9 protein-coding genes are annotated in these 13,024 nt (G+C 72.4%); 2 read left to right on the forward strand and 7 right to left on the reverse strand.

Annotation, left to right across the window (positions count from 1 at the left end):
* Nucleotides 1–44 precede the first annotated feature (44 nt).
* The 5 genes from NYZ98_RS01370 to NYZ98_RS01390 form a co-directional block, all read right to left on the reverse strand.
* Nucleotides 45–689, reverse strand: a complete 645-nt coding sequence (locus tag NYZ98_RS01370; RefSeq protein WP_262840567.1) for a LuxR C-terminal-related transcriptional regulator — start codon at nt 687–689, stop codon at nt 45–47.
* Complete coding sequence (locus NYZ98_RS01375; protein WP_262840568.1) at nt 677–1,915, reverse strand: sensor histidine kinase; 1,239 nt, start codon at nt 1,913–1,915, stop codon at nt 677–679. Before NYZ98_RS01375 ends, NYZ98_RS01370 begins: the two co-directional genes overlap by 13 nt.
* Nucleotides 1,867–2,766 carry a CPBP family intramembrane glutamic endopeptidase gene (locus tag NYZ98_RS01380; protein ID WP_262840569.1) on the reverse strand — a complete coding sequence of 300 codons (900 nt, stop codon included), beginning with the start codon at nt 2,764–2,766 and terminating at the stop codon, nt 1,867–1,869. Before NYZ98_RS01380 ends, NYZ98_RS01375 begins: the two co-directional genes overlap by 49 nt.
* Before the next feature lie 127 nt (nt 2,767–2,893).
* The gene (locus NYZ98_RS01385; protein ID WP_262840570.1) at nt 2,894–3,613 is read right to left on the reverse strand and encodes an alpha/beta hydrolase; all 720 of its coding nucleotides are present in this window, start codon (nt 3,611–3,613) and stop codon (nt 2,894–2,896) included.
* A gap of 178 nt (nt 3,614–3,791) precedes the next feature.
* Entirely contained in the window at nt 3,792–7,103 is a 3,312-nt protein-coding gene (locus NYZ98_RS01390; RefSeq protein ID WP_262840571.1) for a discoidin domain-containing protein, read from the reverse strand.
* Nucleotides 7,104–7,401: 298 nt separating this feature from the next.
* Between NYZ98_RS01390 and NYZ98_RS01395 the strand changes: the two genes are divergently transcribed.
* Together NYZ98_RS01395 and NYZ98_RS01400 are read left to right on the forward strand one after the other, a co-directional pair.
* Nucleotides 7,402–8,415: a LacI family DNA-binding transcriptional regulator gene (locus NYZ98_RS01395; RefSeq protein WP_262840572.1), complete on the forward strand. Its 1,014-nt coding sequence runs from the start codon at nt 7,402–7,404 to the stop codon at nt 8,413–8,415.
* A gap of 153 nt (nt 8,416–8,568) precedes the next feature.
* A complete protein-coding gene (locus NYZ98_RS01400; protein ID WP_262840573.1) occupies nt 8,569–9,573 on the forward strand; it encodes a LacI family DNA-binding transcriptional regulator in 1,005 nt (334 codons plus the stop codon).
* A gap of 37 nt (nt 9,574–9,610) precedes the next feature.
* Here the strand turns inward: NYZ98_RS01400 and NYZ98_RS01405 are convergent, their stop codons facing one another.
* Entirely contained in the window at nt 9,611–11,692 is a 2,082-nt protein-coding gene (locus NYZ98_RS01405) for an alpha-galactosidase (protein WP_262840574.1), read from the reverse strand.
* Between the two features lie 51 nt (nt 11,693–11,743).
* On the reverse strand, nt 11,744–12,979 hold the full coding sequence (locus tag NYZ98_RS01410; RefSeq protein ID WP_262840575.1) for an alpha/beta hydrolase: 1,236 nt from the start codon (nt 12,977–12,979) through the stop codon (nt 11,744–11,746).
* Nucleotides 12,980–13,024: the final 45 nt, after the last annotated feature.

The following is a 13,024-nucleotide window of genomic DNA, read 5'->3' on the forward strand; positions in this document are numbered from 1 at the left end:
TCGACCCCGTCACCACCGCCCGTCAAGGACGTCTGAGCCGCCGATCAGCCCACGTCGAGGTAGGCCAGTACGGCCAGGACGCGGCGGTGGCCGGTGTGGGTCGTCGGGAGGCCGAGTTTGCCGAAGATGTTGCCGATGTGCTTGTGCACGGCGTTGTCCGTGATGAACAGGCGTTCACCGATCTCGGTGTTGCCGAGCCCGCTCGCCATCAGTGCCAGCACCTGGCGTTCCCGGTCGCTCAGGGAGCGGACGGCGTTCCGGCCGCCCGCTCCCATGAGCTGGGCGACGACCTCGGGATCGATGACCGTGCCGCCCCCGGCGACCCGGCGCAGGTCGTCGACGAACTCGCCCACCCGGCTCACCCGGTCCTTGAGCAGGTAGCCGACGCCGCCGGTGCCGCCGGAGAGCAGTTCGCGGGCGTACACCTTCTCCACGTACTGCGACAGCACCAGCACGGGCAGGCCGGGATGTCTGCGCCGCAGCTCCAGCGCCGCCCTGATGCCCTCGTCGCGGAACGACGGGGGCAGCCGCACGTCGGCGATCACGACGGCCGGCCGATGCCGTTCCACGGCGTCCAGCAGTGCGGGCACCTCGGTGACCAGGGCGCTGACCTCGATGTCCCTGCTGCCCAGAAGAAGTTCCAGGCCCGACGCGAGCAGGACGTTGTCCTCGGCGATCACGACGCGCACGGTAGCTCCGCAGTGATGACGGTGGGCCCGCTGGGCGGGCTGGACACCAGAACGGTCCCGTCGAGGGCGGTCGCCCGGTGGCGGACGCCGGCCAGGCCGGTGCCCGAACCCTCGTCCGCCCCGCCTGTCCCGTCGTCGGTCACCTCGATCAGCAACCGGTCGTCGCGCCGGGTCAGCCTGACCAGCACCCTGCCGGCGCCGCTGTGCTTGGCGGCGTTGGTGAGGGCCTCGGCCACGATGAAGTAGGCGCACGTCTCGACGGCCGCGGGCAGCCCGCCGAGCTCGCCCAGCTCCACCTGGACGGGGATCCCTGACCGCGCGGCCAGCGCCGACACCGCGCCCGCCAGCCCCCGGTCGGCGAGGATCGGCGGATATATCGTGCGGACGACATCGCGGAGCTCGGTCATGGCCTCCTCGGCGCCCTCGTGCGCCTCCTTGAGCAACGTGGCCAGCGCGTCCGCCTCGCCGGGGAGCGACTCCCTGGCCAGGCCCAGCCGCATCGCGATGGCCACGAGCCTGGCCTGCGTGCCGTCATGCAGGTCGCGTTCGATGCGGCGCAACTCCGCGGCATGCGCGTCCAGCACCCCGGCCCTGCTCTCGGCCAGTTCGCCGATCCGCTCGGTCAGCCGTTCCTCGGGCGACGGCGCCAGCGCCGCCAGGCAGCCGCGCGCGTGCAGGCGCGCCAGCCACGGCACGGCCCACCACGACACCGCCCCGGCGACGACGGCCTGCGCCGCGCCTGTGGCCAGCGCGGTGCCCCACCCGATCGCCGGAACGCCGAGGAACCGTTGCGGCTCCGGGAACGCCCACCACAACGGTGCCCCCACCAGGGGGAACACCGCCCCGCCCACGCAGGCCAGCGCGGCGAGCCCCGCGGGGACGCCGACCCCCACCTGCCACAGCGCCCAGCGCAGGTCCCGCCCGGTCTCCGCGTCGTCGAGCGGCAGCCGCCACCGCACGCGAACCCCGCGGGGCGGGAACCGGACCGCCGGGCGCGCGGGTACGGAAAAGCCGAGCGTCGCGGCGGCGCGCAGCCGGTGCCACCCGGCCCACCATCGCAGGCCGGCCAGGAGCCGGGAGAACATCGTCGATCCGGGACCGCACACCACCGCGGAGATCGCGCCGGCGGCCAGAACCGGCAGGAGGAGCGTCGTCGCCACCGCCGCCAGCAGGACGATCAGCAGATATCGGCTGCCGCGCCGTACCTCTGCCCAGCGTTCGCGCATGTCTCCATCCTTCGATAGCCCAGTCTGCCACGCGTCGCGATGACGACCACCAGGGCGAGAGCGCCGAAGCCGATCGATCCGACCAGGTACCTGCTGTCCAGCACAGGGATCGCGGGAAAGAACGCCGGCCAGAGCACGGAGCCGAAATTGTTGATATTGGCGTGGAAGAGCATGACGACCGGAAGGCTTTCCCGCGTGCTGTTGAAGAGCCAGGTGACCACGATGTTGAGCACCATGGTGAAAAAAAGGAATTCCACCATCGTCCCGAGCACCGACGCGCCCGTCCCCCAGCCGGTGAGGAAAAGCGGAAGGTGCCACCCCGCCCAGAGTGGCCCGAGAATGAGCGCGCCGGCCATGGGGCCGTACCGTTCCTGCATGCGGGGAAGGGCGTATTCCCGCCACCCCGGCTCCTCCGCCAGTCCCGTGGTGACGAGCTGTACCAGAAGCATCGGCGGGAACGCCAGAAGGGCGGGCGCGGCGGGCGGGCGCAGCGCGCCGGCCGCCCCTGGCAGCGCGAACGTCGCCGCCATCATGATCACGGGCACCCCGGCGAGGGCGAGGAGATACCATCGCGCGCCGGCCCTGAACCTGAGGAACGCGCGCAGCCACCGCCGCACTCCCGGCCGCCCGTCCACAAGCCGGGTCAGCAGGTACGCCGAGAATATGGGGCCGAGATACGCCCCCGGCATGACGCCCAGGAACTGCGACGTGCCGAGCACCATCGGGTAGCGGAATGGGAACACCGCCAGCCCGTCCGCGGAAAGCACGTACGGCAGCCAGGCCAGCCAGCTCAGGCCGTAGGCGAGGAGAAAGAACCCGGCCATGGGATGTCGGCGGAGAAAAGTCCGCACGGTTCTGTTCGTGTCTGGGGGCATGCCCGAATATTTCCGCAGCGTGGACGTCGCGCGGTATACAGGCCGCCACCGGATTCCGGTTACAGCCTGCTGTACCGGTCGTGGCGGCCTGTGGCGTGTTTCCTCACGACAGTTCGGCGAGCACCAGGGTGAGGGCGCGTTCGACGGCCGCGCGGGACTGGTCGGTGTGGTCGAGGTGGTCGAAGCCGTGCCGGCCGTCCGGCACGTCGATGATCTCCAGCCGCGCCGCGCGGGCCGTGGCGGCCGCGACGAACGTGTCGACGGTGGCGGCGATGGCCGGGTCCTCCAGGCCCGGCCGGCTCAGCACGATGGGCAGCGCCCCCGCGCCGGCGACCGCCTCGGCCGGCAGGAAGCGCGGGTCGACGGGCCAGCCCGGGAACGGGGCCATCAGCGGATAGGTGGCCGCCACGCAGCGCAGCCACGGCGGCGGGGTGCGCAGCCAGTCGGCCATCAGCATGGCGCCACCGGAGAAGAACCACAGCGCCACGCGGTCGCCGTCCACCCGGGGGTCGGCACGGATCACCTCGATCCCGGCCGCGACGTCGGCGGCGGCCAGCGGGTAGCCCGCCGGGTCGTACAGGCGGTGGTCGATCGCGGCGCCGACGAACCCCCGGGCCGCGGCGACCAGCGGGTACCCCCGGTAGACCGGCCACTCGCGCGGCCTCGGCCGCAGCGCCTCCGGGCTGGGCCCGCCGTGCACGATCACCACCGCCGGCCGGGGCTCCGCCGCGTCAGGCGGGTACAGCTCGACCGGGCCGTGCCGCTCGATCGGGCGGTCGTCGACCGGCAGGACGAAAGGGTGCAGATAGTCTGGATCACTCATCCCGGCAGCGTACGCACTCGCTCCCCCGCCCGGACCTGTGACCACTCCCGTCCCCGCGAACCGTGAGACAGTCGTGATCGATCACCGGGTCCCACGTCACGGCGGCGCGGTCGTCTCATCTCTGTGCGGAGGGGGCGGGGGAGGCGGGTGGCCTCCCCCGCGCGGGTGGCGGTGGCCCTTATGGGGCGAACGCCTTGACCTCCAGGAGCCCGACGGACAGGCCGGTGGCGCTCTGGAGCAGCACTCTCAGCCGGGTGGTGCTCACCGTGGTGAAGGTCACGGTGTTGTACTGGTCGGCGGCGCGGGGGTAGCCGCCGGCGCCGGGGACGTCGGCGTAGGCGCTGCCGTTCCAGTACTGCAGCTTCCACGACGCGGGCAGGTCGATGCCGTCGTCGTCGTCGAAGAAGTAGACCTGTGCCCGGTTGAGCGAGACCGCCGACGACCAGGTCAGGGCGCCCCACTGCTCGCCCTGGTTGGGCCAGGTGCCCCAGCGGGGGTTGACCGTGTCGTTGGAGGAGGGCGGGTCGATGCCGTCGTTGAGCGCGGCGACCGACTCCCAGTCGGAGGTGAAGGACGCCGAGGGGGTCGCCGAGGGCGCCAGGTTGCCGCCGCCCGCGGGCGGGGTGGTGCCACCCCGGTTGTAGATCTTGATCTCGGTGAGGCCGGTCTTCGCGCCCGAGGCGTTGGTCATCAGCACCCTGACCCGTTGCGCGGTGACCGGGGTGAACCGGACCACGTTGTAGTTGCCCGCCGGCGTGCCGGGCGTCTTGGCCTGGGAGGCGGCGTCGGTCCAGGTGCTGCCGTTGAGGTACTGGATCTGGTAGGACGCCGGCGGCCGGTAGGTGCCGCTGGCCGGGCGGCTGTCCTTGAAGTACAGCCGGACCTCGTCCAGGGTCTTGGCGCCGCCGAGGTTCACCTCGTACCAGTCCTGGGCGTTCGGCGAACCGCCCGCGCCCCAGTACGGCTCGTTGGTCGGGAACCCGTCGACCGCCGAGCCGGTGCTGGTGCCTGCGCCGGTGTAGGAGGCCGACACGGTGGCGCCCTGGGCGAGGTTGGTCAGGGTGGCGGTGAGGTCGACCCCGGCCTTGGCCAGGGCGTCGACCACGCGCGCGTCGGACTGGACGACCTGTTGCGGCGCCTGCAGGCCCGGGGAGGATGTGCTGAAGGCGACCGTGCCGGCGGTGCCGGGGAAGGTGACCGCGCCGCTGCTCGGGTCCCAGACGAACGGCACGAGCTGGTTGACGGTCGCGACCCTGGTCCCGTTGACGAAGATGGAGTAGCCCTGGGGCACGCCGGGGTACTTGACCACGCCGTCGGCCGGGTTGTCCCAGACGATCGACAGGTCGGCGTTGCGGTAGCGGATGTTGTTGACCGCGAAATTGGCCCAGCCGATGTCGATCGGCGACAGCTCCACCTTGTTGTCGTTGCGGGGACGCAGCCCGGCGACGTCCTCGATCAGCGTCCAGTTGCTGCTGCCGAGGATGTTGTGGTGGATCCACGACCGGTAGGTGATGGACGAGCCGTTCCAGTTGGCCCAGAACTCGTTGGCGTCGGGCCACTGGGTGTTGCCGCCGACGTACTGCGCCCAGGCGTTCCAGTACAGCAGCTTCTTGTAGTCCTCGGTGGTGATGTACGAACTCGGGTAGTTGCGCAGGGCCGAGGAGAACAGCCGGAACTGGACGGTGGAGTTGATGGTGGAGAAGTTGTTGCTGCCGGGGTTGCCGGCCGCCGCGGCCGCGGCCTTGTCCTTCTGGTTGGCGGTGTAGAAGGGGAAGACCGGGTACTCGGCCGGGTCGGTGAACAGCCGCAGCGCCTCGCGGTAGGTGGCGGTGTTGGGCATCAGGCCCACCGAGTACGGGTAGAAGTTGTTGATCTCCTTCCACGGGTCGAGCGCGTTGGTGGCCACGTGCCGGTGCTGCAGCACCTTGGCGGTGGGGTTCCACAGCACGTTGACGACCGCGTTCTGCACGCGGGTGGCCAGCGTGCGCATCTCGGCCGCCTTGGCGGAGTTGCCGATCGCGTCGTAGGCCTGCGCGGCGGCCAGGGCCCCGCTGTAGACGTAGGCGGACTCGGTGCGGTCGAGGTTGCCGCTGCGCCAGTGGAAGGAGACCGCGTCGGCGTCGTTGCCGGTCAGCGCGCCCCAGTCGTACTCCATCAGGCCGTTGTTGTCGTGGTCGTAGAAGCTGAGCTGGCCCTTGGCGTCGCCTTCGGCGTACTTGGCGAGGTTCGCCGCGATGGCGGGCTGGCCGCCGTGGATCTGGTAGCTGCGCCAGGCCGCCTCGCCGATGTACTGGGTGTAGCTGTTGGACCAGTTGGCCGGGTCGCCGGGGTTGTCGAGGAACCGGCCGCCCTTGGAGACCTGCCCGACCGACAGCCAGTCGCCGTAGGCGTACAGGGGGGTGCGCAGGTACTTCAGGTCGTCGATGTGCATCGGCTGGGTGAGCGCGATGGCGTTGTTGTACCCGAGCGCGCCCTCGACCGAGGTGGGGAATTGGTAGGTCTGCCCGGGGATGTTGGCGTCGAGGTTGTTGAACCTCATCAGCCACCAGCGGTAGTAGTAGTTCTTCTTGATGGCCGGCTCGGGCGAGTCGAAGTACGGGATGTTCTGCGCCCACCACAGGTTGTAGGCCCGCACGTGCGTGGCGAACGCGGTCGCGTTGCTGTAGCCCTTGTAGGCGTTGTAGTCGCTCAGCGAATCGGGGATCTCGCCGGCGACGAAGCCCATCACGACCTTGGCGGTGACGGTGGCCCCTGCGGCGACCGAGACCGAGCGGTTGAGCCCGCCGCTGGTGGCGGTGAAGCCGTCGCCCGACAGGCGCGTGGACAGGGTCGTGAGGTTGTTGAAGGCGTTGACCGACCCGGTGAGCTCGCTGCCGCTGCCGGAGGTGGCGTACGGCGAGGTGGCCCGCAGCTGCAGGGTGGTGGCGGCGGACCCGCTGTTGGTGATCGCCAGGTTGGCCACCATGACGTTGTTCTGGGTGATGAACTTGGTCTGCTCGACCCGCACCGAGCCGCTGGTGTGCACGCTCCTGAAGTGGCTGGGCGCCTGCCAGCGCTGGCTGACCTGCTCGCTGAAGGTTCCCGGCGTGACCGCCACGGTGAACGCGCTCTGGTTGCCGACGCTCTCGATGTAGGCGACGTTGCCGGCGAAGCCGAGCGTGCCGGGGGTGTGGGTCTTCATGAACAGCGCCCGGCCGCGCGTCATCAGGATGCCGCCGTCGGCGTCGGAGGGGTCGCTGCCGGGGCGGCCGAGGAGCCGGTCGATCCAGAAGTCGGTGCCGGAGCTTTCGGCGTTGTAGATCGCCTGCATCATGTTGCCGGTGCTGTAGGCGACCGGCGGCGCGGGGACGGCGGGGCCGGAGAAGGTGGGGTAGCCGATCGTCTGCGCCGCTGAGGCGTCGTGCCGGACGCTCATGAAGGTGCCGGCGACGAGGCAGAGCACCACCGTCACCGTCAGCGATCTCGGTCTAAGTCGGGCGAACGTTGGCATCACTTCACGTCCTCGGGGGGTGGGGACAGGGACGGAACGGGTGAAACTTTCAGCCGGCGGGCCCGGACGCGGTCCGCCCTCGTCCTGCCCACCGGCGCCTCCGGATCGTCGGGTCTGACGCGGTCAACGCCGCGTCTGAGTTCACCATCAACGCCGAAAAGCTTTTCGGCAACGTTAAGTTTCGGTAACAGGGGTCTGGTGGGCGGGCCGGTGATCGTAGAAGATCTCCTACGTAAGCTCACGATCCCGAGGTGCTCCGCACCCGCGGACACCGCGAAACGAACGCGAAAGGGTTTCGGTGGGTCGACGTCGCTCCGGATCGGTGACCCTCACCGACGTGGCCAGGCGGGCCGGGGTGTCGGTTGCGACGGCCTCCAAGGCGCTGAACAACCGGTCGGAGGTCGCCGAGGAGACGCGGTCGCGCGTCCGGCTCGCCGCGGCGGAGCTGTCCTTCCCGCCCGGGCGGGAGACGATCTTCGGCACCTCCCGCGTCATCGGCCTGCTCACCGACGAGCCGGGCGGGCGCCTGTCCATCCCGGTGCTGCTCGGGGTGGAGGAGTCGCTGGGCGACACGGAGACCTCGGTGGTGCTGTGCGACGCGCGCGGCGACCCCGGCCGCCGCCGGCACCACATCCGCACCCTGCTGGACAGGCGCGTCGAGGGGTTCATCGTCCTGGGCGAGGACAACGACGTGCGCCCCTCGCTGACCCGCGACATCCCGGTCCCGGTGGTGTACGTCTACGGCGAGTCCGACGACCTCGCCGACCTGTCGGTCCTCGCCGACGACGCGGAGGGCGCGCGCCTGGCCGCCGAGCATCTGCTTTCGCTGCCGCGCCGCCGCGTCGGGCACATCACCGGCCCGAAATCCTCCCGCGCCGCCCGCGACCGGGCGGCCGCCCTTCGCCGGGTGCTGGACGGGCGGGGGCTCGTGCCGGCCGGCGGTGAGCCGCTGTACGGCGAGTGGTCACGCCGGTGGGGACGGCACGCGGCACGCGACCTGCTCGCCGCCGACCCCGGCGTGGACGCGATCTTCTGCGGCAACGACCAGATCGCCGACGGCGTCTGCGAGGCCCTGGCCGGCCTCGGGCGCGCGGTCCCCGGCGACGTCGCCGTGGTGGGGTACGACAACTGGCGGACGCTCGCGGCCGACTGCCGCCCCCCGCTGACCACCGTCGACGAGGAACTCGGGCGCATGGGCGCCATCGCGATGGAGTGCCTGTCCGCAGCGCTGGACGGGCGCCCCGCCTCCGGCGTGATCCGGCATCCGGGACGTCTCGTGGTCCGCGAGTCGACCGGTCCCGCCGCGACGTGACCCCCGGGCGGCCGGCCCGGACATGAAAGGTTTTCGGGGTACCGACCACACCATACGGCCACGTCAGTCGCCCTGGAAAAGCTTGCAGCGTTCCACGTTGACGACTATCTTCGGCAGAAAAGAGGTTCGCATACAGAAAAGGTTTTCCCTTTGATGGCTCCCCCACGACCTGCCACGATCACCGATGTGGCCGCCCGCGCCGGGGTGTCCATCGCCACCGCCTCCAAGGCGCTCAACGGGCGCGGGCAGGTGCGCGCGGAGACCCGCCAGCGCGTCTTCCAGGCCGCCGAGGAGCTCTCCTTCCAGCCCAACGGCCTGGCCCGCAGCCTGCTGTCCGGCCAGACCCGCACCGTCGGCCTGCTCACCAGCGACAGCGTGGGCCGATTCGGCATCCCGGTGCTCCTCGGCGCGGAGGACGCGTTCGGCGCCGGCAAGATGGCCGTGCTGCTGTGCGACGCGCGCGGCGACGTCATCCGCGAGCAGCACCACATCCGCACCCTGCTGACCCGCCGCGTGGACGGCCTGATCGTGGTGGGCGAGAGCACCGACGCCCGCCCGTCGATCAGCCGGGACGTGACGGTGCCGGTGGTCTACGCCTACGCGCCGTCCGACGACCCCGGCGACGTGTCGTTCGTGCCCGACGACGTGGACGGCGCCGCGCAGGCCGTCCGCCACCTGCTGACCCTCGGCCGCCGCAGGATCGCCCACGTCACCGGCCCGACGCACTACCAGGCGGCGCGCGACCGTGCCGCCGGGGTGGCCGCCGCGCTGGAGGAGGCCGGGCTTCCCCTGTCCGGAGGCCAGGTCCTGTACGGCGCCTGGTCGCAGCGCTGGGGACGGCAGGCGGCCGACGTGCTCCTGCGCGCCGACCCCGAGACCGACGCGGTCGTGTGCGGCAGCGACCAGATAGCGGCGGGCCTGGTGGAGGCCGCCCGGGAGCGCGGGCGCCGGGTGCCCGAGGACCTCGCGGTCATCGGGTACGACAACTGGGAGGTCCTGTCCACGGAGACCAGGCCCCCGCTCACCACGATGGACATGAACCTGGAGGCGCTCGGCCGCACCGCCGCCCAGCACCTGTTCGCCGCCATCGACGGCCGGGCCACCCCCGGCGTCCACCGGATGCCCTGCCGCCTGATCATCCGCGACTCCACGGTCTGAGGCCGCGACTCCACGGTCCGACGCGCGGCGTCCCCCGTCAGCCGTCCTGCCCGGGGGCCACGGCGTCCAGCTCGATGAGCAGGACGGACGCCGGCTTCAGCCCGGGACCCGGCAGCCCGAGCTCCCCCAGCACCGCGCCGGTCAGGCGCACCGGCGCGGTGGTCCACTCCGGCAGCGCCGCCCCCGGGGGGAGCGGGCCGGCCGTGCGGACCTCGTAGCGGGCGGCGGGGTCCAGGCCCGGCAGCCGCAGCGGCGCGGGGCCCGAGCCGGGCCCGGAGGCGAGCCGGACGCAGGCGAACACCGCGCGCCCCGGCGCGACCACGCCGTGGACCAGCGTCGAGGGGTCGGGGTGGTCGGCGTGCACGACCCGGCCGGCGTGCAGAAGCGGGCGCAGCCGCTTGTGCAGGGCGATCCACACCGCCAGCTCGTCCAGCTCGGCCCGGCCGGCCGAGGTCAGGTCCCACTCCACGCCCATGTGGCCGAACAGCGCGGTGGCGGCGCGGAAGGCTAGCGGCAGCGACCGCCCCGTGACGTGGTCGCGCGGCGCGCCGACGTGCGCGCCCATCAGCTCCGGGGGCACCAGCAGCCCGGTCCAGCGCTGGATGGCCTGCCGGTCGAGCGCGTCGTTGCTGTCGGAGGTCCAGACGCGGTCGGTGCGGGCCAGGATGCCGTAGTCGATCCGCGCGCCGCCCGAGGAGCACGACTCGATCTCCAGCGCGGGGTGGCGGCGGCGCAGCTCGTCGATCAGCCGGTACACCGCGAGGGTCTGCGCGTGCACGCCCGGCACGCCGTCGTGGACCGGTTCGGCGATGTCGCGGTTGTGGTCCCACTTGACGTAGTCGAGGCGGTACTCGCCCACCAGCGCGTCGAGCCGCCCGAGCAGGTGGGCGAAGACCTCGGGCCTGGCCAGGTCGAGCACCTGCTGGCGGCGCTGGAGGGGCGGCGGCCGGTCGGCGCGCGCCAGGATCCACTCGGGGTGCTCGCGGGCCAGGACGGAGTCGGGGTTGACCATCTCGGGCTCGAACCAGAGGCCGAACCGCATGCCGAGCTCCCGCACGCGGGTCGCCAGCGGGTGGAGCCCGCCGGGCCAGACGTCCTCGTCCACGTACCAGTCGCCGAGCCCGGCGTGGTCGCCGCGGCGCCCGCGGAACCAGCCGTCGTCCAGCACGAACCGCTCCACGCCCACCTCGGCCGCCCGCCCGGCCAGGGCCAGCAGCCGGTCGAGGTCGTGGTCGAAGTAGGTGGCCTCCCAGTTGTTCAGGGTCACCGGCCGGACGGGGCGGTCGCGCAGGGACCGCAGGTGGTCGTGCAGCCGCCCGGCGGCCGTGTCGAGCCCGTCCCCCGACCAGGTGAAGTACACCCACGGGGTCCGGTACGACTCCCCCTCCCCAAGGGTGATCTCCCCCGGTTCCAGGAGCTCGCCCGCGGCGAGCAGTGTGGCGCCCTCGGGGACGCGTTCGGCGTAGTGGACGTGGCCGCCGGACCAGCCGGCGTGCGCCGCCCACACCTCCCCGTGCCGGAACCCGAACCCGGGGGTGCCCGCGACCAGCAGCCCCGTGCCGTCGTGCCCGGTGCGCCCGCGCCGGTTCTCCCGCGCCCAGACGCCGTCACCGAGCGCCCTGCGCTGCGGGGACTTCTCCAGCGCCCAGCGCCCGGTGAAGTCCAGGATCTCCCCCGCCCGCGCGGGCAGCGGCACCGCGCACGTCAGGCCGTCCAGCCGGTACGGCGAGGCCGACGCGCCGGTCAGCTCGTGGCGCATCATGACCACGCCGTGGGGGTCCATGACCAGCTCGCTCACCAGCCGCAGCCCGGCCCGCTCGTCGGCGGCGGCCGTCCGCACCCGGCCGCCCCGGCCCGCCTCGGCCTCGACCTCGGGCGGGCCGTCGCGGGTCCACCGCACCGGCCAGTGCTCGCCGGGGCGCCCGCCGGCCAGGCCGGGCCTGCCGTACCAGCCGTCCCCCTGCGCGGGCAGCAGTGCGGGCGCGGGGAGGAGCGGGGCCAGGACGGGGCCGGTGACCGGGCCGAGGTCGGCCCCGAAGTGGCGCACGACCGGCAGGCCGGGTCCGGTGGCGTCCAGGACGAGGCAGGTGCCCGCGGCGGACAGCACGACAGGGGACAAACGGGTCTCCTCACACTCGCGGGCGGCGGGCCACACTCGGGGGGCGGGAGGCTATCCGGCCCACCCTCCGTTCGTTTCGCGCATGAGCTCGGTCAGGTGGGGGAAGACACGGTCGCCGGCCACGCCGTCGTGCTCGAACTCGTTGGTCACCCAGGCCTGGGTGTTGCCGACCCGGGCGGCCGTCGCGAGCTGCAGGCCGGCGTCGACGTACATGTCGTCGTAGTAGACCGCGGCCACCACCGGGACCTCGTTGGCCGCCAGCCGGTCCGGGTCGTACAGCGGCGGCCAGTCACGCCCGGCGAGCCGTTCCATCGCCGGGCGGAACGGCCGCAGCTCGCGGATCTCCTCGAACATCCACGGGTAGATCATCTCCCCGGTGAACAGCAGCGGCCTGGCGTCCGGGGCGAACCCCGGGTGCCGGGCCCGCTCCCGTTCCGCCGCCTCCCACGAGCCGCGCCCGTAGACGGACTCCTGCAACGCGGCGAACAGCGGGTCGTCGGCGCGGCAGGAGCGGGCGAGCACCTGGTACAGGAACGAGGAGGTCGGCTCCCCGCCGTCCAGGGCCTCGTCCAGCAGCCAGTGCATGCGCTCGTACCCGGGCTTCATCCCGAAGTCGAGGCCGAGGGACTGGAAGCGGCGCACGGTGAGCACGTCCCCGTCGGGCAGCAGGACCTCGCCACCGGCCAGCCGGTCGGCGACGCGCGCGGCCGTCTCGGTGTGCTGGGGGTAGCGGCGGTAGAACGCGGCGTTCTTGGCGGCGACGCGCGGATAGGTGCGCCGGTACACCTCGGCCGCGTCGGGTTCTAGGGCGGGCAGCCCGCCGGTGACGTAGCACTCGGTGAGCCCTTCCGGGGCGCGGGACAGGTACGTCATGGTGATGAACCCGCCGTAGCTCTGCCCGAGCGTCGCCCAGCGCCGCCCCTGGAAGACCGACTTCCGCAGGTGCTCGGCGTCGGCCACGATCGAGTCGGCGCGGAAGAGCGCCAGGTGGCCGGCGGCGCTGTCCGGGTCGTCGAACGCGGCCATCCGCCGGCCGTCGAGGCGGGTGCTGCGCCCGGTGCCGCGCTGGTCGAGCAGGACGACCCGGTGGGTGCGCAGGGCGTGGCCGATCCATCCCTCCGGCCCCAGCGGGCGCGGGCCCTTGCCGCCGGGGCCGCCCTGCAGGAACAGCAGGCACGGCAGGTCCTCGTCCTGGCGCGCGGGATCGACCAGCTCACGGGCGAAGATGGAGATCGTCTCGCCGGGGTGCGCCCAGTCGAGCGGAACGTCGAGTGTGTGCTCGCGCACGTGGATGCCGGGAATGGTGTATTTCAGCGGTCTGCCGTCCTGTTC

Origin of the sequence: Sphaerisporangium corydalis (assembly GCF_025506355.1) — a bacterium.
Lineage (GTDB): Bacteria > Actinomycetota > Actinomycetes > Streptosporangiales > Streptosporangiaceae > Sphaerisporangium > Sphaerisporangium corydalis.